Origin of the sequence: Dyadobacter sp. 3J3 (assembly GCF_009801115.1) — a bacterium.
Classification (GTDB): Bacteria; Bacteroidota; Bacteroidia; order Cytophagales; family Spirosomataceae; genus Dyadobacter.
Genome location: NZ_VTOL01000016.1, coordinates 16,591 through 36,692, shown reverse-complemented (window position 1 = coordinate 36,692; position 20,102 = coordinate 16,591). Strand labels below are relative to the sequence as shown.

Annotated in this window: 19 protein-coding genes; 7 read left to right on the top strand and 12 right to left on the bottom strand. The window is 40.1% G+C overall.

Going from position 1 to position 20,102, the window contains the following annotated elements; genetic code table 11:
- Positions 1–8: 8 nt before the first annotated feature.
- On the top strand, positions 9–509 hold the full coding sequence (locus tag FZF08_RS26525) for a hypothetical protein (RefSeq protein ID WP_159476091.1): 501 nt from the start codon (positions 9–11) through the stop codon (positions 507–509).
- Positions 510–804: 295 nt separating this feature from the next.
- Here FZF08_RS26525 and FZF08_RS26520 read toward each other — a convergent pair whose 3' ends face one another.
- The 9 genes from FZF08_RS26520 to iolB form a co-directional block, all read right to left on the bottom strand.
- Positions 805–2,253, bottom strand: coding sequence for a S41 family peptidase (locus FZF08_RS26520; protein ID WP_159476088.1), 1,449 nt, complete (start codon positions 2,251–2,253; stop codon positions 805–807).
- A 393-nt stretch (positions 2,254–2,646) separates the two neighbouring features.
- On the bottom strand, positions 2,647–3,549 hold the full coding sequence (gene iolE / locus FZF08_RS26515) for a myo-inosose-2 dehydratase (RefSeq protein ID WP_159476085.1): 903 nt from the start codon (positions 3,547–3,549) through the stop codon (positions 2,647–2,649).
- Positions 3,550–3,635: 86 nt separating this feature from the next.
- Positions 3,636–5,501 carry a 3D-(3,5/4)-trihydroxycyclohexane-1,2-dione acylhydrolase (decyclizing) gene (gene iolD, locus FZF08_RS26510; protein ID WP_159476083.1) on the bottom strand — a complete coding sequence of 622 codons (1,866 nt, stop codon included), beginning with the start codon at positions 5,499–5,501 and terminating at the stop codon, positions 3,636–3,638.
- A 268-nt stretch (positions 5,502–5,769) separates the two neighbouring features.
- Positions 5,770–6,711 (bottom strand): class II fructose-bisphosphate aldolase, encoded by a 942-nt coding sequence (locus FZF08_RS26505; protein ID WP_159476080.1) that lies wholly within the window; start codon positions 6,709–6,711, stop codon positions 5,770–5,772.
- A 46-nt stretch (positions 6,712–6,757) separates the two neighbouring features.
- A complete protein-coding gene (locus FZF08_RS26500) occupies positions 6,758–8,368 on the bottom strand; it encodes a sodium/sugar symporter (RefSeq protein ID WP_159476077.1) in 1,611 nt (536 codons plus the stop codon).
- 25 nt (positions 8,369–8,393) lie between these two features.
- Positions 8,394–9,422 carry an inositol 2-dehydrogenase gene (gene iolG, locus FZF08_RS26495; protein WP_159476074.1) on the bottom strand — a complete coding sequence of 343 codons (1,029 nt, stop codon included), beginning with the start codon at positions 9,420–9,422 and terminating at the stop codon, positions 8,394–8,396.
- Positions 9,423–9,561: 139 nt separating this feature from the next.
- The gene (locus FZF08_RS26490; protein WP_159476071.1) at positions 9,562–11,028 is read right to left on the bottom strand and encodes a CoA-acylating methylmalonate-semialdehyde dehydrogenase; all 1,467 of its coding nucleotides are present in this window, start codon (positions 11,026–11,028) and stop codon (positions 9,562–9,564) included.
- 153 nt (positions 11,029–11,181) lie between these two features.
- On the bottom strand, positions 11,182–12,189 hold the full coding sequence (iolC, locus tag FZF08_RS26485; protein ID WP_159476068.1) for a 5-dehydro-2-deoxygluconokinase: 1,008 nt from the start codon (positions 12,187–12,189) through the stop codon (positions 11,182–11,184).
- A 56-nt stretch (positions 12,190–12,245) separates the two neighbouring features.
- A complete protein-coding gene (gene iolB / locus FZF08_RS26480) occupies positions 12,246–13,115 on the bottom strand; it encodes a 5-deoxy-glucuronate isomerase (protein ID WP_159476065.1) in 870 nt (289 codons plus the stop codon).
- Between the two features lie 126 nt (positions 13,116–13,241).
- Between iolB and FZF08_RS26475 the strand changes: the two genes are divergently transcribed.
- Entirely contained in the window at positions 13,242–14,276 is a 1,035-nt protein-coding gene (locus tag FZF08_RS26475) for a LacI family DNA-binding transcriptional regulator (RefSeq protein WP_159476062.1), read from the top strand.
- Between the two features lie 127 nt (positions 14,277–14,403).
- Here the strand turns inward: FZF08_RS26475 and FZF08_RS26470 are convergent, their stop codons facing one another.
- The gene (locus FZF08_RS26470; RefSeq protein ID WP_159476059.1) at positions 14,404–15,468 is read right to left on the bottom strand and encodes a hypothetical protein; all 1,065 of its coding nucleotides are present in this window, start codon (positions 15,466–15,468) and stop codon (positions 14,404–14,406) included.
- Positions 15,469–15,477: 9 nt separating this feature from the next.
- Positions 15,478–15,789 (bottom strand): hypothetical protein, encoded by a 312-nt coding sequence (locus FZF08_RS26465; protein WP_159476056.1) that lies wholly within the window; start codon positions 15,787–15,789, stop codon positions 15,478–15,480.
- A 479-nt stretch (positions 15,790–16,268) separates the two neighbouring features.
- On the opposite strand from FZF08_RS26465, the gene FZF08_RS32375 reads away from it, so the two are divergent.
- The 3 genes from FZF08_RS32375 (at position 16,269) to FZF08_RS26450 (ending at position 17,500) form a co-directional block, all read left to right on the top strand.
- Positions 16,269–16,463: a DUF2251 domain-containing protein gene (locus tag FZF08_RS32375; protein WP_159476053.1), complete on the top strand. Its 195-nt coding sequence runs from the start codon at positions 16,269–16,271 to the stop codon at positions 16,461–16,463.
- A 282-nt stretch (positions 16,464–16,745) separates the two neighbouring features.
- Positions 16,746–17,042, top strand: a complete 297-nt coding sequence (locus FZF08_RS26455) for a hypothetical protein (RefSeq protein WP_159476050.1) — start codon at positions 16,746–16,748, stop codon at positions 17,040–17,042.
- A gap of 41 nt (positions 17,043–17,083) precedes the next feature.
- The gene (locus tag FZF08_RS26450) at positions 17,084–17,500 is read left to right on the top strand and encodes a DUF2251 domain-containing protein (RefSeq protein WP_159476047.1); all 417 of its coding nucleotides are present in this window, start codon (positions 17,084–17,086) and stop codon (positions 17,498–17,500) included.
- A gap of 55 nt (positions 17,501–17,555) precedes the next feature.
- Here FZF08_RS26450 and FZF08_RS26445 read toward each other — a convergent pair whose 3' ends face one another.
- Positions 17,556–18,170 carry a hypothetical protein gene (locus FZF08_RS26445; RefSeq protein WP_159476044.1) on the bottom strand — a complete coding sequence of 205 codons (615 nt, stop codon included), beginning with the start codon at positions 18,168–18,170 and terminating at the stop codon, positions 17,556–17,558.
- Positions 18,171–18,550: 380 nt separating this feature from the next.
- On the opposite strand from FZF08_RS26445, the gene FZF08_RS26440 reads away from it, so the two are divergent.
- Positions 18,551–19,390: a class I SAM-dependent methyltransferase gene (locus FZF08_RS26440; protein ID WP_159476041.1), complete on the top strand. Its 840-nt coding sequence runs from the start codon at positions 18,551–18,553 to the stop codon at positions 19,388–19,390.
- Between the two features lie 102 nt (positions 19,391–19,492).
- Entirely contained in the window at positions 19,493–19,963 is a 471-nt protein-coding gene (locus FZF08_RS26435) for a GNAT family N-acetyltransferase (protein ID WP_159476038.1), read from the top strand.
- Positions 19,964–20,102 lie beyond the last annotated feature (139 nt).

The window sequence follows — 20,102 nt, the reverse complement described above, 5'->3', positions numbered from 1 at the left end:
ATTGAAAAATGAAAAAAGTTATACTCATCGTTATTCTAGGTTTTACTTTTTTTTCCTGTAACCAAAATGATCCCGGGGATCTGGTCAAAACTCCTGAAAAAATATCATTTTCCGGAATTTTGGTAAGGGATGAGAGAGGACTTCCATTAAGTGAGGTAGATCCGGATGATTGGAATATCAAAGATACCTGGGTAGAGCAGGAGATGAGTCTTTTTGGAAGTAACTTAAAAACTAACTGTCCTGCAACAGATTATGAAATTATTGGGTATCCCAATCCTACGAGAGGGCAGACCGCCATTCATGTTTACAAACCTGATTCCGTACGGTTGGCTATTCGTATTGTTGACAAAAATTTAAAAACGCTTTTTGCGAAAGATTCTTTATACTCCAAGATCAATTTGGTCGATTTCTCTGCATTTGGAATAACTGATACTGTTCGTGTTTATTACAAATTTATAAACGGAGGATGCGAATTCCGTGGACATGGTGATGTGGTAATCAGGAAATAGCTGTTAGCTTTTTGGCGTCAGGAAACCTCGATATTTGTATCATCACAGGAAAATGAAAGATTGAGATCTGACCGCCGAAAACCGATAGCTGACCGCCAAAATAAGATCCAAGACATTGAGCATTCAATACGATTAATATTTGCAGCTCAATGTCTTTGCGGCGGACCTTTAACGAATTTGGAGATTAGCACTTAGCAATCGGCTTTGGGACCTCAGTTGATTTTCGACGAAATCTGATATCCGGACCTGAAAACCGATCACCGCTGGCAAAATCTCCAAAACTTACAGAGAAGGGTTACTTATTGGTTCTTAATACGGGTGTATTTTTGATCATTCTCTTATCGCGCACCAGCAAATTATCTCTCAGATTTTCACTGATAAAAGATTGAACCTGCATTGTTGCAGCAATACGGGTTGTAGTCGGTGCAGGAATACCGATTACATCAAGGGCTTTCCTTAACAAAGTTTCGTTTTCATTGCCAAATGGCTGATAGGGAACTGTGGTATCTTCAACAATGTAAGTAGGGGCTATCCCGTTGACAGTTCCATAATCAGACTGGTCGTTGGCGTTAGCAGTTTGTCCAAGCATCACATACAGTCCCCATTTCCAACGATTTTGGTCATCACCAATCAGAGACCCAAAAAGGTTTTTTCCATAAGTATGTTCCCCGATGGTAATAACACTTGTATAAGGTTTCAGACCATTTATTACCAATTCACTGGCCGAAGCTGTTCCGTTTGAAGTAAGCACGAAAACACGGCTGAGATTTGCTCCAATGTTATTTGCTTCATTCAGAAAATTATAATTTAGTGCGTTTGCGCCGTATTTGCTTTGCCAGTAAGTAATATATTTATCGTTCCACTGCTCTTTGTAAAAAATCTTTGAACTGGAAGCACCCGTACCGATCAGTGAAGCTAGTACTTCCGCAGAACTTATATAACCACCAGGATTGAACCGCAGATCAAGAACAAGCTCATTAACTCCTTTACTTTTGAAATCAGCGAAAACCTGCCGAAGTTCGTTATCATAAACACTTGCACTCGCCGTAGTTCCCGGAACAAATTGGGTATATACCAGATAACCTATGGTTTTGTTGTAAGCAGGTTTCGAGATGACCGTAGAAAACAAGACAGGATCTTCACTGATGGTAGCTTTGGTAATCGAAATTGTTTTGGTATCGTCTGCCGTGATAGTTGTTCCTACAACCTTGCCCAGTGTAAAAGTTTCAGTATCACTGCTGGAAAATAATGAAGCATAATTGGCAGCTGTAAGTTGAGTGCCATTTATTTTCATAATAATATCACCACGTTTCAAACCGGCCGTTTCAGCAGGACTTCCCTTCACCACATAACTCAAAAAAGCGCCCAGGTTGGTTTTGGTATCGTCGGTATATGACAAAGTGTAACTGATCCCGAAAATTTTGCCAACACCATTAAAGTCGTCCGTCAATGCGTCAATATCATCCGTTATGGTTGAAAAACGATCGACGGTTGTACGGTTATAAATCAGCTTTTCGAAAAAATCCGTTGGGTTGATTGTCTCATCAAGACTGCTTTCCGCAGGCATATTTTTATACCAGAAATAAGCGTCATTCATTGTGCTGTAAACCCAGCTATTGATAACGCTGTAACTTGTTGTGTCCGTTGTTGAAGTTGTAGGAGTTACGTCCTTATCCTTGCAGCTTGCCAGAAAGGCGGCAATTGCGATAAACCCAATTTGGCTGATCCTTTTAAAATTTAGCATGTTTAGTCAGATTAAAATTGAGTAAATTCTTCGTACATAAATTGTGAGATTGATTTTTGGTATACAGATGTGCACAATTGATATTACGTAGGAAAGAAAATAAGTGTGGCGTAGGGATAAAACTTATTTTCTTTACTGAATATTCTTAAAAGCGGTTTGTTTCAGGTAATGGTTTTTTAGGTTGGGCTTGTGAACTCAATCTTTCTGATAATTTTACAAACGCTAAAAGTTTAAAATATTGGAGAAGAGCGGATTTAGTAAAAACAAATGAGCAGCTTGAAACCTGATTAGGCGAAAAGGATAGAAAAATTAAGAAGCATCGTAAAAGTTAGAACCAAAAAAAGCCGCTGTCAGAGATATCCCTAACAACGGCTTTTTTTGGTAACTGTAATTTTAAATTGCAGTCAGTTCTTTGAAAAATTTTCGCGCAATAATCGCATACTCCAACGGATTAGCAACCGCAGGATCCTGCTCCGCTTCCAGCACAATCCAACCCTGATAATCGCTTTCTTTTATTACATCAAATAAAGATGGAAAATCAATACAGCCTTCCAAATCACCCGGAACCGTGAAAACCCCTTGTTTTACAGCAGTCAAAAAGCTTAATTTTTCATCATGGACACGCTGCAACACATTTGGACGGATATCTTTTAAATGGATATGAGCTGTTCTGCCAATGTATTTTTTCAAAGCCTCCACAGGATCTTCTCCCGCGAAATAGAAATGTCCGCAATCGTAATTTAAATAAACATTTTCAGGATCAGTTTCTGCCATCAGGCGATCGGTTTCTGCGATGGTTTGAATACAGGTTCCCATATGGTGATGAAAGACAAGCTTCATTCCTCTGGTACGGGCAATTTTACCAAGTTCATTTAAACCGTTAGTGAAATATTTCCATTCTTCATCTGTATTCAACATCCCTTTTCCTTCAAAAACAGGTACTGTCATTTGTCCCTGACAGCTATTTCCGACTTCTCCGCCACCAATAACTTTCGCACCCATGGTTTCAAGGAAATCCAGAAGAGCAGTAAAGTTTTTAATATTTTCTTCCAAAGATTTTGTCGTCAGTTCGTAACTGTTCCACTGGTTGCAGATTTGCAGACCGCGTAAGTCGAGTGCTTTTTTCAAGACATCCGTATCACGTGGGAATTTGTTTCCAACTTCACAGCCGGTAAATCCTGCCAAAGCCATCTCGCTGATACATTGTTCAAATGTATTTTCGCCGCCAAGTTCCGGCATATCGTCGTTTGTCCAATTAATAGGAGCAACGCCAAGTTTTATATTTTCAAAATTCATTTTATTCAGATTATGGAAGTTAGTTCATTCAAGCTGATTAGTGAAAATTCGTGTATTCGTGGCGGAAAACATGCTTTGGAAATCCCTTACAAAAATATCCGCTGCGTTTTTTTGTTCTCCACATAAGTATCATAAGCCTTCTGAACAGACGCCGATTCAGAAACTTCCGCAATCGGAACTTCCCACCATGCGTTGTAACCTTTGACGGTTCGATACAACGAAGTTTCAATATAAATCACAGTCGTTCTGGTGTTGATCTTCGATTGTTCCAAAGCTGCTTCCAGCGAGGTTCTGTCGGTAGCTTTTATCACAATAGCACCCAAACTTTCTGCATTTTTCGCCAAATCAACAGGTAAGAAATCACCTGATAATTGGCCGGAATTTTCATCACGATAATTATACATTGTTCCAAAACGCTCGCTTCCAATACTTTCAGAAAGTCCGCCGATACTTGCATATCCGTTATTATTCAATAGCAAAATCGTGAATTTGACTCCTTCCTGAATAGAGGTTACAATCTCATGATTGTTCATCAAATAACCGCCATCGCCACAGATCACATATACATCACGCGTAGGATCCGCCATTTTTGCACCTAAACCGGCAGCAATTTCGTAGCCCATACAGGAGAAACCATATTCCAGATGGAAATTTTTAGGATCTGTCGCACGCCAAAGTTTATGCAAATCTCCCGGTGCGCTTCCTGATGCATTGATCATCACATCACGGCGGCCCATGAAATTGTTCAACGTCCCAATCACAATCGCCTGATCAATAGGAGGGACGGTGCTGTTTCCTTCGATATAAATCTGTGTAACTTCTTCATCCCAAGCGTGGTTGTAATCCGCGATTTTTTTGCGGTAATCGGCGTCGACTTCAAAGTCGCCAAGTAAATCTGACAATTCTTCCAGAATCACTTTTGCATCACCGATAACCGGTAACGCAGCATGTTTGAAAGCGTCAAATTCGCTGATGTTGATGTTAATGAATTTAACGTCCGGGTTTTTAAATATTGATTTTGAAGCCGTTGTGAAATCACTGTACCGGGTCCCGATACCGATCACCACATCGGCTTCATTGGAAATTTCAATGGCATATTTTGTTCCGGTTGCGCCCAGTCCTCCAATGCTGTAAGGTTCGTCAAATTTAACAGCACCTTTTCCAGCAAATGTTTCACCAACGGGAATGCCTGTTGTTGTAGCAAAATCATGCAAAATTCCATCTGCACCGCTATAAATGGCGCCACCACCAGCAACGATCACAGGCTTTTTGGAAGTACGAATCCACTCAGCCGCTTTTTGCAAAGTTGGTAAATCTGGCCGTGGACGACCCACATGCCACACTCTTTTCTTGAATAAATCTTCCGGGAAATCGTACGCATGAGTTTGAACATCCTGGGGCATGGAAAGTGTAACTGCACCCATTTCAGCCTGAGAAGTAAGTACACGCATAACTTCCGGCAAAGAATAAATCAGTTGCTCGGGACGGTTGATTCTGTCCCAGTATTTTGAAACAGGTTTAAAACAATCATTTACGGAAATATCCTGCGTCGAGGCACTTTCCAATTGTTGTAAAACCGGATTGGGCTCACGGGTTGAAAAAATATCGCCTGGTAATAACAAAACAGGTAAACGATTAATTGTCGCCAAAGCTGCACCCGTGATCATATTCGTAGCGCCGGGGCCAATCGAAGTTGTACAAACAAATGCTCCAAGCCGGTTTTTGATCTTTGCATAAGCCACGGCGGTATGCACCATGGATTGCTCATTACGGCATTGATAATAGCGAAAATCAGGATTTTGTTGTAACGCCTGCCCTAATCCAGCCACGTTGCCATGACCAAATATTCCGAAACATCCACCGAAATAAGGTTCTTCAATACCGTCGCGCTCGATGTATTGATTTTTTAGAAATGTTATAGTAGCCTGGGCTACGGTTAATCTTCTGGTCATGGTTTTAAGGAATATTTTTGATGATTTTAAGACGTGTTGGATACGGGGGAATATTGGATTTTATTATCAGCAATCGACAAATATCTCGGTGCTCTGCACCTTGTGGTCATGGGATGCCCGTTTGCCTTTTCTACAAATATTTGGGGTGCTCTGCACCATTTTCAGACAGGTGCAGAGCACCAAAATACTTGTAGAAACACGTCCAACGCTCTATGATCCCAAGGTGCAGAGCACCGAAATAATTCCAACGATAATCTTGTTTATTAATCTAATACAAAAACTCATACGCCATCCCAACACATCCAAACAACTCGAATTTCTGTAACATAAAACGCTTATACTCTTCCATGAAAATCTTCCCGGGCGTTGTCGGCGCGAATTCATCGGGATGATCGCGGAAAAATTCGCGGTTCACCATCGTCCATAACAAACGGGTATCGGTTGCAATATTTATTTTACAAATCCCAAGCGGAATGGCTTTCAGAATTTCATCTTCCTGAACACCTTTTGCATCCGTTTTGAGATTTCCTCCGGCTGCATTAATCCGTGCAACTACCTCCTGACTTACATTCGAACCACCATGCAACACCAGGGGAAATCCTGGTAAGCGTTTTTGTATTTCTTCCAGAATGTGGAATTGCAAACCTTGTCCGCCAGAGAATTTATAGGCACCATGACTGGTTCCAACGGCAATCGCCAGGCTGTCACAACCGGTTGCCTTTACAAAATCAACAACCTGCTGCGGATTGGTATATGACGAATGTTCTGCATCGACAATTAAATCATCTTCCACACCTGCCAAAACGCCAAGTTCCGCTTCGACACTGATTCCGTGTGCATGAGCACGATCCACAACTTCTTTCGTTCTGGCGACATTTTTTTCAAAATTATCGTGAGACGCGTCGATCATTACCGAACTATATCCGCCACTTCCAATGGCATCCCAAATATGTTCTTCAACCCCATGATCAACATGAACAGCAAAAACAGTTTGGGGATATAATCGAGCGGCTGACTGGATCATGGAAAGCAGCATATCGGCTTTGGCATAATCTCTGGCAAAAGGTGTCGTCTGCACGATGAACGGCGCATCTGCTTCCTGTGCGGCGGCAAATAATCCGTGTATTTCTTCCATGAAAAACACATTAACCGCAGGAATTGCGTAGCGGCCGTAGCATTTGTCAAAAAGTTGTTTTGTTGTTAAAAACATAATAAAATAATTAGCGAATCACAGGTGTTTGATCTCTACTCAAATCTTACCAGAATACACAATACAAGGCACCAAGAATACCAAAGATCAAAATCGAAGTGATCATAAAACCATTGCTCACTTTGAACATGGAACGGTCAATTTCAAGCCCTTTTGGATTGTTTTTGCTTTTTGGATCCAGTAATGTTACCACGATAATGATAGCGACAAGAATCAAAAAGATAATTCCCATACGATTCAAAAACGGAATTTCTTCATACCAGAATTTGAACGCTGTTGATAGGGGAATTGTCAAAAGTGCTGCGACCAGCGCTGCATTTCCAGTCGTTCTCTTCCAGAAAAAACCAAGGAAGAAAATCGCGAAAACACCGGGTGTGATAAAGCTTGAATACTCTTGAATAAATTGATACGCCTGTTCCAAAACCCGGAGTTGCGGCGCGATTAAAGCTGCAATACCCATAGAAGTCCAGATGGCATAACGGCCTACGCGGATCAGATGTTTTTCCGATGCGTCCGGTTTGATATATTCCCTGTAAATATCAAGCGTAAAAATTGTTGAAATACTGTTCGCTTTTCCTGCCAAAGAAGCAACAATTGCGGCAGTCAAAGCGGCAAATGCCATTCCTTTTAAACCAGATGGAAGAAGGTCGAGCAACACAGGATAGGCATGATCCGGTTTTACAACGCCATTAACATCAAGCATTTCTGTCTGAAACATACCGTTTTGGAAAAGTACATAGGCTGCAATTCCCGGAATTACTACGATAATTGGAATGATTAGTTTCAAACCCGCAGCAAATAAAAGTCCTTTTCTCGCCGTAGGAAGACTCGCTCCCAAAGTACGTTGGATAATGTACTGATTACAACCAAAATAATTCAGATTGTTGATCCACATCGCTCCGATGATCACAGACAAACCAGGAAGATCCTTATAATAAGGATTGTCTTTTTTCAGGATCATGTGAAAGTGAGGTTCCGCCTGTGCTTTCAGAGTGCCAAATGCACTGAAAACGTTTGGGTTACCAAACTGTTTAGCTACAAGATCCATCGCTAGGTAAGTCGTAACCAACCCACCAGCAATGAGTACTATTACTTGAATTACGTCCGTATAACCAATCACTTTCATCCCGCCGACGGTGATGATAATCGCAAAAATAGCCAATGCTCCGATTGCCCAGTTGAAGTCAATACCTGCGGTTACTTCCAGGGCCAGCGCACCGAGATATAGTATGGAAGTTAGGTTGACAAAGACATATAAAAGCAACCAGAAAATCGCCATCGTCGTCGCCACCACCGGATTATATCGCTGCCGTAAAAACTGCGGCATCGTATAGATCTTGTTTTTCAGATAAATCGGCACGAAGAAAATGGCTACTACAACCAGCGTAGCAGCCGCCATCCACTCATAAGACGCTATTGCCAGGCCAATTGCAAATCCTGATCCCGACATACCAATAAAATGTTCTGCCGAAATATTGGATGCGATCAACGAAGCTCCGATTGCCCAGAATGTCAATGAACCTTCTGCCAGAAAGTAATCGGTAGAGCTTGTTTCCTTGCTCGATTTCTTTTTGTAGATCCAAAATCCGTACGAGGAAACAGCAATAAAATAGATGAAAAATACGACGTAATCAAGCAACTGCAGGCCTTGTTTCATGGGGTTGGTTTAGGGTATAATCTGATTACACCAATGTATGACTAATGACTTCTTCCAACTTCACCGGCCTTCCTTCTTGCAAGGATTTCATCGCCGCGATACCAATAGCAGTAGCCATTAAGCCATCATGCGCATCAACCGGCGAAGGCGTGTCATTGAGGACACAATTAACAAATGATTTCAGACAAACGCGGTATGCCGTTTCATATCTTTCAAGGAAAAAATGCAGCGGAAGTGAGATGTGGCCACCATTACTGTCGTATTGTACCAGAGTATCAGACGTATTGTTCTCCGCTTTCGCCATCCCCTTCGAACCAAAAATTTCAAGTCGCTGATCATATCCGTATACTGCTTTTCTGCTGTTATCAATGACGCCAAGCGCTCCGTTTTCAAAAGTCAGCACAATGACAGCCGTATCAATATCTCCGAATTCTTTGATTTCAGGATTGATTAAAGCATCACCTTTTACAAAAACCTCTGTTACTTCCGAGCCAACAATATACCGCGCCATATCAAAATCATGGATCGACATATCGAGAAAAATTCCGCCGGAAGTTTTTAAATATTCGATAGGAGGTGGTCCCGGATCGCGGCTGGTGATACGAAGAATTTGCGGATCTCCGATTTTATCATCCGCCACGATATGGCGCACGTTAGCAAAGTTGGCATCAAAACGACGGTTAAAACCTAGCATCAGTTTTACACCATTTTCGCTGACTGCTTTTTGGGCTTCATAAATTGCATCCAAAGTTACGTCCAGCGGTTTCTCACAGAACACGTGTTTTTTCTGGTTCGCAGCTGCAACCGTGTACGGAACGTGAAAAGGAGTAGGAGAGCAGATAATCACCGCTTCCACATCCGGATGATTAATGACATCGTAAGCATCCGTAGTCACTTCTTTAACACCAAGATTTGTAGCAAAAGCATGTGACTCTGGCGATACGTCCGACGCGATAACTACTTCCGCACCTGGGATATGATGCAGCAGATTGCTCAGGTGTATCTGCCCGATACGCCCCAATCCAATCACTCCGATTTTTAGTTTCTTAGACATGTTTTTTGGGTTTTAGCGGTTGGCTATTAGCTGTTCGCTTTGCCAATCCGAGCTTAGTTAGTTTCTTATTTCAATATCTATTTATGGTGTCAATTTCAAATATCCGGGTCAAGCTAAAAGCCAATCGCTAACAGCCAGATCAGAATTTCCTGTTCCACTCTTTCAGCCACCTCTCAATCACCACTTTTGTTTGGGTGAAAAATTCTACTGCATGATTTCCTTGTCCGTGCAAGTCGCCATAGAAACTGTCTTTCCAGCCAGAGAAGGGGAATTGAGCCACTGGAGCGGCAACGCCGATGTTGATACCGATATTTCCAGCTTCTGCTTCGTGACGGAATTTTCTTGCGTTTAATCCGCTGCTCGTGAAAATACAAGCCATGTTTCCATAACGACCGGAATTGATAAACCGGATCGCTTCTTCGATCGTATTGATATGAACCAGACTTAATACCGGACCGAAAATTTCAGTCGCTGCTAGCTCGCCGTCCAGCGGAATGTCTTCAATAATGGTTGGGGCAATGAAGTTGCCTTGTTCGAAACCAGGAACATTTGGATTCCGACCGTCAACCAGTAATCTTCCGCCTTCACTTATTCCTCGTTCTATTAAATGATTCACACGATTTTTACTTTCCGCTGTAATCACCGGACCCATTTGTACATCACTTTCAAGTCCGAAACCGGTTTTACGATTTTTCGCTGATTCGACCAGACTTTCTGTAATATCCTTATGTTCTCCAACTGTGATGATGGTTGAAGCAGCAAGGCAACGCTGGCCGGCGCATCCGTACACGCTGTCGATTACAATTTGTGTTGTCATGTCAATATCAGCATCCGGCAAAACGATCACCGGATTTTTCGCTCCACCTTGTGCCTGAACACGTTTTCCATGCGCTGCGCCTTTGGAATAAACATATTTGGCAACGTTGGAAGAACCAACAAAACTGATTCCCTTGATCACAGGATGTTCCAAAAGTGCATCCACCACTTCACGACCGCCCTGAACAAGGTTAAGAACCCCCTTTGGCAGATCCAGTTTTTCCATCAAAGCGACGATTTTCGTCATCGTCAACGGTACTTTTTCAGAAGGTTTGATGATATAACTGTTTCCGCAGGCAAGTGCATAAGGCAAAAACCAGAAGGTGATCATACCCGGAAAGTTGAACGGCGCAATACACGCACAGGGCCCAAGCGGCTGTCGGATCATGTATTCATCAATTCCTTTGGCAATATCTTCCGAAAATTCGCCTTGCATCAAAGCAGGCATTCCACAAGCATTTTCAACGTTTTCAATCGCCCGGATCATTTCTGCTTTTGCTTCTAAAAACGTTTTTCCGGATTCCAGAGTGATCGTTTTCGCGATGTCGTCCAGGTTATCTTCCAGTAATGTTTTTAGTTTGAAAAGATACTGCACACGTTTCGATACCGGCGTGCTTCTCCATTCCTGAAATCCTTCATGCGCTGCCTGAGCAGCATCCGCCACATCCTGTGCATTTCCAGTTGGAACCTGCATCAATATTTCCTGTGAAGCAGGGTTGACAACATTGGTAAATTCGCTGGAATGACTATCCACCCAACGGCCATTAATATAATTCTGTAATTTCTCCATGTTAATATTTTAATTGAAATCTTGTTATGTTTTGGTAGGTTACACAGAGGGGCACTGAGATAAAAAGAGGGACACAGAGTTTTTTTTAATTCAGAGATTTACAAAATAAAATCTCTGTGCCCCTCTTTACATCTCTGTGGTTCTCTGTGTAACCTAAAACCCGCCCCGGCTTTCTACGAACTCAGTTACTTCCTGATAGGTTGGCATGAAGTTCGCGCAGCCTTCTCTTGTTACGATGATGGCGCCGCAGGCGTTTCCCATTCTAACGCTTTTATACAAATCCCATCCATTCAGAATTCCGTAGGAGAAACCGGCGCAGAATGCGTCTCCGGCTCCTAACACGTTTAATACTTCAACTGGAAATCCTGGAACTTTTACTTCTTCTTTGCCTGGTTGGAAAATCGAAGCGCCATCTTTTCCGCGTTTTACTACCAGGGTTTCGACGCCTGATTTCAGGATTTTCTCAATTGCAGTATTGATATTACCACGAATCTCGGGGGCGGAAATCTGTTGATGTTTGATGAGAAGCTGCTCTTTGTCTGTCAGATAAGTCGCGAGAATCTCTTCTTCTGTTCCGACCACCATCGTGAAACTGCTTAACGCTGCACGAAGTGTCACGCCAAAAGCCCGGGGGTCGTCCCATTGATCGGCGCGGAAATCGATGTCCAGCAGTGTTTTTAGATTATACTTTTTTGCTACTTCCAACGCGTAAAACATGGAAGTCCTACTTGGGTCTTTGCTGAATGCAGTTCCTGAAAATGCTACCGCTTTAAATTCTTCGAATGGAATTGCGTTAACGTGGTCAATCGTCAGGTTGATGTCTGCACAGTTTTCGCGGTAATAAACCAGTGGAAATTTGTCCGGTGGTTCAATTCCCAAGATTACTGCTGAACTTCTTGTTCCATCAATCGTTGGAATATATTCCGTTGCAATTCCTTCTTCATCCAGAAAATGTTTGATGAAGTTTCCAACCTGATCGTTTCCGATTCCTGTAAGGATTGCGGTGTTTAAACCAAGCCGTTGTGCGCCGGTCGCAATGTTGAGCGGACAGCCGCCCACAAACGCATTGAAGGCACTTATTTTCTCAAACGGACTTCCAATATTCGCAGAATACAAGTCGATGGAAGAGCGGCCAATGGTTAAAAGATCGTGTTTAGGCATTGGGAAAAAATGTTAGCCAGGTTACTTTTTTATTTTAATCGTTTTTTCGGACGAAACTATTTTGCATTATTCATTTCCAAAGTCACGATAGGCAACCGAGGATCCTGACCTTTCCATGAACCATAAATCCAGTCATGACCCGGGTCAGAAGTATTCGCCAGCGACTGATCGCTACCGGCCAGGAAATTCAGATAATAGACATTATAGCCATGAGCCGCCGCCACGGGATGATATCCTTTTGGCACTAAAACGGCCTCATTGTGATGCACACGCACAATTTCATCCAGCGAACGGTCATCCGTATAAACCTGCTGAATGGCGTAACCTTGCGGTTTGTCAATTTTGTAGAAATAAATTTCTTCCAGATTCGCCTCGATAAGCGTTCCGTCGGCATCAACTGTGCGGACATCATGTTTGTGAGCTGGGAAGGATGACCAGTTTCCTGACGGCGTATATACCTCTACGCAAACAATTTTATGACAATCAAATCCCGGTTGTAGCAAGCTGTTAATCTGCCGGTTGGCATTGTCGCCTCCCCGGAATTCGATGGCGGCTTCCTCCGGGCGTTTCATGTAAGGCGGATGATCTTCGTCCGTGGCAACCCAGCAAATGGCGATATCTGTTTTATTAGTTTGAGCCGTTAATGTAAATTCCGTATTTCTAGACAAATACATCGCGTGACCAATTCCGCTGAAAACATCTTTCCGTCCGTTTCCCGTTTCCCAAATTCCCTGATCGGTTTCTACTTTAAAATTTCCACCCAATAACGCGATGCAATATTCGTAATCTCCCGTGTTCAGTGTATATTGTTCGTTCAGGTCAAGAACTTTTGCTTCAAAGTTCAGATAAGTCCAGCCGGCTTGTTCGCTTGTGAGGGAATGATAGGTTTTTTGATCGGTTTTTGGTTTTACCAGTAGGTCGCTCATTGTTGTTTTTCAATTACATTTGCACAATGATAGCGTGGTATAAATTAAATACAAAGTGTAAATATGTTTATAATGTATGCAAACGTTTGAAAAAATTTTAAATATTTAATTGTAATTATCCTACTCATGAATTCCTCTCGCCCGGTTACTATCAAAGACATTGCCCGCCGCTTCCGTTGTTCTCCTTCCACGGTGTCCAGAGCGCTCAATGATCATCCGGCAATCAATGAAGATACCCGGAAAAATATCCAGGAGTACGCAAAAGAGGTGGGTTATCAGCGTAATGAAGTGTCTTTGAGCTTGTTGAATAAAAAAACAGCGACACTAGGCGTGGTGGTGCCAACGATTGGAAATTATTACGAAACGGCTGTCATAGAGGGACTTCACACCATTTTGCAGCCGTTGGGATATACCCTCAATATTTGTGTAACTAACGAGAATTACCTGCTTGAAAAGGAATATTTATCCAAACTTTTGTCCAACCGGACCGAAGGAATTTTCCTGTCCGTTTCCCAGGAAACCTACGATGCGGGTTATTATGAACACCTGGAAAGTGTGATCCAAAGAAAGACCCCGCTCATTTTTATCGATCGGGAATATGAAGATTTTGAAACGAGCCGCGCTACGGTCGACGATTATCACGGCGCCTTTGCTGCAGTCGAACATCTGCTAACCATTGGATACAAAAATGTTGCGCACCTGAAAGGCCCAAACGGACTGACGGTTTCCGAGCAGCGATTTAAAGGATACCGGGATTGTTTGAAAAAATATGACATACCGATCCGTGAAGAATTGATCATCAATACCAACTTCAAAGTAGAAAGTGCGATTGTACCAACAAAAAGATTGCTCGATCTGGATTCTCCACCTGACGCGATTTTTGGTGTTAACGATCAGGTGGCGATAGGAGCGATGCGGGTTATCTTAGACCGGGGTCTAAAAATCCCGGGTGACGTTGGTATCGTTGGTTTCGATAATTCTCCCATTTCCGCTTATACCTATCCATCGCTTACCACCGTTCACCGACCGGGCAGAAAGATCGGTATGGAGGCTTCGCGTTTGTTTTTGAATCAGTTGAATGGATCGGGGGATTTTGTGCATGAAAATATTGTGTTGCCTACAGAGTTGATTATAAGGGAGTCTTCGCTGCGGATTTCGTGAGGAGAAAAATGTGCTTATTGAAGTTAATTTTTGGATAATAATGGTTTATAGTTAATTCAGTTGTTTGTTCCCAAAATTTAGGAAATAGTATATAAATAGCGCTTGTTGTTATTTATATACCTACTTATTAAGCACTATTTAAGCAAGTTGAACAATGCTTAAAGCCCAATTCTACAAGAATATTTTGTCCAAATATCAGTTTGGGATTGAATTTTATTCTGTAATATTCCCTTAAATGATTCAGAAGAGGTCTTTTATAATTAATTTCGAATAACTCTAATATTTGAACAATTTTTTCGCCTTCTATAACTGTATTATAAGATTTTATACGGGTATGATCGCGATATAAATAGGACTGCGTTGCCATTCGGTTTAAAATATCTTTGTGTTGAGAACTTGAATTAATAAATATTTCAATATCCACTAAATGCTGATCTATTATTAATTCAAGTTCAGGTAAAGTCAAATTTTCATAATAGATGACTCCTGAATTGTTATAATCAACCTTTATTGGAAAACATTTCCATCTTAAATAGTGCCTTTCTTTAAAAGCATCACTTAAACTTAAAGCTGAGTTGGCTTCCGGTCTGTAATTTGTCTTAAACCATTCTTCATAATATTCTTGCTCGTTTCGATATATAATCTCCTCTGGAATTTGAAAATTGATAAAATCACTATTTAGTAGTAAACATTCCATTGAAGAATGATAAGCAGGAGATGATTCGTTAAAAATGAATTTTTTAGAGTTACGAATTATAATTTTTGATCGATACTTTTTTAAAAAGTCTTCAGGAAATTCAAAAAGATATTTGTATTGCAGGAGGCTCTGTTTCTCTAGTTTGTTAAGAAAATTCAACTCCGTTTTATAAATAAGCCCAGATGAAGTTTCACCACTTTTATCAATATCAAAAAGTGTCCTTTTTATATTAGCATTAGTTACGAAAAATTCGTTATTGTTGCGTGAATTAAATTCGTTTCTTGTAAATCCTGTCTTTAAAAATTCAGCATCTATTTCCTTTAAACTAGCAAATGACTTATTTAGATCTCTGGTTAGTAGATAGTTAATGTATTCGGTCTGAGAAACTTTTACACAATATTGATTATTTAAATGATTGTTAGAAATAGTGACGAAAAACGCGTCATTCTCCATTAAGACTGATATATTTTCCGGGTTGTCTATAAAGTTTGTCATACATTAAGTTCAAAACCGCCATGTGCCTATCCCATTCCATGCCATTTCAATAACACTACCGCAGTCATATTCTACTGGTACTTTGTAATAGCATAATTGCATTAATTCGAATCCTCCCGTATCATTCAATTCGATTCCGATGAGTCTATATTCTATGCTTGCAGCATCTACTGCCTTGTCGAGAAAGTGATGAGCGGTTTCTTCATCATTATCCAGTTGATCAATTAAGGATTTTTCAATGTCGTCCAGGTTTTTGGAAACTAATATTAGTTTACTAATTAATATTTCAATTCTTTCAGAAGTTTTATTGTTGGAAATCATAGTTTGAGAATTAATTAAATGGATTTAAATCGTATTGGGAGTTCAAAATAGATTACAAAAGGTAGGTAACCAATCTATTCTAATAAAAAAGTTTCTATATGTTGCTATTTTAATTTAGGTTTAACATCTATTTTTTTAAATATATAATTAGTTTAAGGCATTCGGGAAGTCTAATCTTAAGCAAAATATGTATAGGCGTTGTGGTGTAGATTTTACCTTCTGATTTGATTATCAAAAGAAAACCGTCTCGGCGAACTTAAACTTTTATTCAATGACAGAGTCACTAAATTTATTTTTTTATAGATTGTTTGTTAGCCGAATTGGTTTGCAAAAATGGCTTAATCTTAATAATTATGACCGTTATATTGGTTTTTGTACACTGTTTACTTAAACCAGTATTTTCTTCTTCAACGCAGTAAAATAGAATTAATAGCCATTTACAAAACTAAGTTAGCGCTATCACCATAATATTATAAATCTTGACCTCACAACTCACCCACAACTACAAAATCGGCCAAGACACCTTCATCCACAGCTTCTCCCCAACTCAAAACTTCGGTGTAGCTTTTGAGGATGATATGACGACTGGCGTTTTTTATGCAATTAATAAATCAGAACAGCCGGAATTTTGGGATGGGCTTCATATTTATAATGTTTCCGAAAATTTCAGTTAACAATATGGATTATTATTCCGCATTTTTTCAATAAAATATTAATTGTTTTGTTACAAAACAAGTGCTACATTTATAATGCCACACACTAAAAATATGGACTTATTTGATTTGAGAATGCGTCGCGCTGCGTTAAGGCAGTTGTTAAGAGATAGATCAGAATGGATGTCTCAGGAAGAAATAGACAAGATACTTGATCAGATAAACCTATTAACTACTCTTATTGAAATCCTAAAAAAGAGAGAGAACAAATAAACCATATCAATTTGAAATTAAAATTTGACCATGGAAACAAAAGAAGAATTTAAAGCTAGTTTACAGGCACTCATCGCGGATACAGATCGTATGATCAATGAAGCGAAATCTTATCTGATCAGTCAGGGTGAGGTGGTTGACCTTACCGATTGGGTTACGATCAAGGAATATTGCAAACGCTTTGATATTAGAAATACTGAAACCGTTACAAACTGGATCAGTAGGGGAATTATTCCTGCTGAAAATGTACGTACCATTGAAGAGTTCAATAATACTCGTTTGGTTAAAGCTGTGCCATATATTGTGAAGGAAACGAAGTCAGCTTGAAATAATTTTTACAATAATATTAACGCCAATTTCTATTAAAATTGACTGCACCTACAACCCACGAATTCCTCATCGGCCAAGATACCTTCATCCACAGCTTTTCACCAACCCAAAATTTCGGTGTAGCTTTTGAGGATGATATGATGACCGGCGTTTTTTATGCAATTAATAAATCGGAACAGCCGGAAGTTTGGGATGGGCTGCATATTTATAATGTTGCCGATATTACTGAAAAAACATTGCCCACGCAGCTGCAAATTACGTGGAGTGAAGATGGCTGGATTGCTTTTCTGATCATCAACAATCATTACCACGCTCTTTTTGATTTTGGAACAAAAGCAGGTTATTGTAGAAATGGCTTACCGGAAAATACGGGCGACTGGGCACTGATTACTGAACGGCAGCTTACGGAAGAGGTTATGGCAAAATATTTCGTGGTCGATGAAAATCATTTGTGAATGTTTAGGATTTTTAATTTGGTAACAATTAATATTTGAGATGTTTACCAAAGAATCACGAAACCCAGGTGTCAAAAACTTTATAAATTCTCCACCCTTTTGATTCTTTTTTGACAACAATGACATATCCTATTCCGCATTTAGGCCTACAATCATAGATGGCGGTCATTATTCCATATTCTTTGTTTTCGTCAAATTGAATTTTTGAAAAGGAAACGCTTATGTGGAAAATATTGATTCCATCAGTATAAATTATGCCGTTTATGCTGTCGTCGTTGGAAGGTTCCGGAGAATATTTAAACGAAAACCGCTTGTTGTCATAAATACGATGAACAAGCTTATGAGGAAGTTTGTCAGCCGAAATGTGAATGTTTAATTTATTGGTTTTGATGATTTGCTGAATTGATTCCAGGTCATTTTTATCTGGCTGATTTAAGATATCAGAGATGAAAACAATGATTTTTTCGTTTTTGCCTCGCCGGGAAGTTAGCGTTGTTATGTGTTCAGAATCAATCTTTCCTCTTTTCGAGACTTCTGGAAAGTTTAGATAAATTGCAGGATCTTTATAAACGGCTTCTATCATTTCGGGTAAAAGTGAAGTAAATATCTGTTGTTCAATAGCCGCAGCGTCATTATCCTGCTCACAGCAAAGTATAAGGGATGTTAGCATTACGAAAAGAAATAAGCTTGATTTGGTCAACAAAGTACTAATCGATTATGTGATGGGTAATTAGTTTTAAATATAGTTGGTATATTACTTTTTGCTGACCTCCCTACGGCACATTGATAATATTTCTACAACCTTGCAAACAGTTGAAATCTAGGTTGAAGTCTCAAATCCATCTTCCGACTTTGTTTCCTCCAAAGTAAAAAAGTAAAAGCTTCCGCTTTTGTCTAAATTCCTATTCGAATCGCATTAAATTTTCCGATTAGTAAATATTAATTTGTAATATGACCGTCGGTTACTTTACATTATGACTTACAGTTTTATGTAACAAGTAATTTAAATAATCCAAACCAGTCACTTCCATTCAAAAAAAACATGAAAATATGATCACCAAGTTATTCCCCTGGATAGACAAACTTTTTCGTGAAACAGACAGAGCGCATATCAGAAGGACAAAAAATATAAGGTTGATCCCTGATTTTAAGAACAGAAGAGGCGGGAAATTATCTTATGCGGAATGGGCACATGTGATTGGTATTTTTCAAACGATTATTTATCAAAATCTGAAACAGAAATCGGGAAATAAAATTCTGGATATTGGCTGCGGAACGGGTTTGCTTGGGATTTCTTCTGAGCCTTTTGTATCGGACAATGGCGAATATACCGGAATTGATATCATGACAGAAGATGTTGATTTTTGTAAAGAGCATTATAAATCAGATAATTATAAATTTATTCATCTGGACGTAGCCAATCCGACATACGCCAGTGACCAGTCCATAATCTTAAAATCCTGGCCGATCCGGGATGAATCGCAGGATCTGGTAACGGCACTTTCCGTTTGGACTCATATGAGTGAAACGGATGCTATTTTTTATTTTACTGAAATTCATAGAGTTCTGAAAAAAGGGGCAAAAGCCATGATCACTTTTTTTCTGCTGGATGAGGAATATGAGAACTCTCTTAATAAACGAAGCGATCAGCCAGGAAGATTTCATTTTACGACGCAAAACGGCTGGATTTTCGATTTGTCGGCTTACAATTCGGAAAACTGGTTTACTTTAAAAACAGCCAAACATCCTGAGGACGCTATTGCTATCACCAAAGAAGGACTTCGTATTCTTCAGGAAAAATCAGGTTTAAAACTGGTAAATTATTATCCGGGAAACTGGAAAGAAATTCCCGGCGTATTCTTTCAGGATATTCTGATTTTTGAGAAATAAGCTATTGTCGATATATTGTCATAGTCCATATTAGATTAAAACCAATGTGAAGTTTCAGGCCGAATGATCCGAAACTAAAATTGATTTGAAATATTAATGTTTATGAGTGAAATAAAAATCCGTCCTGCCACAGCCTCCGACCTGCCAGCATTACATCGCTTCGAGCAAGGCGTCATTCATGCTGAACGCGCTTATGACAAGTTAATAAAACCAGATCCGGTGCATTATTACGACATTGAAGAAATGATCCGGGCCTCTCACATTGAAATTCTGGTGGCAGAAATTGATGGAGAAGTCGTGGGCTCTGGTTATGCACGCATCGAGAAAGCACGGCATTTTTTGAAATATCCAGCGCATGCTTACCTAGGATTTATGTATGTTGATCCGGCGTACCGCGGCAGAGGAGTTAACAGCAAAATAATCGAAGGATTAAAAAAATGGGCTATTTCACAGAAAATTTCGGAATTAAGACTGGATGTTTATGAAGGCAATTTACCAGCGCTGAGAGCTTATGAAAAAGTTGGATTCAGCAAACAATTAATCAATATGCATATGGAAATTGGTGAAGATTAACACGCAGTACAACCTGAAATTTGCTTTGTAAGATGTTCTGACAAAATAAATAATCCTTATTCTCGATGATCAGAAAAAATTAAACATTCATACCTGTTTTTAGAGCCATCTTTAACTTCCTGAATCTATCTATCTCTTG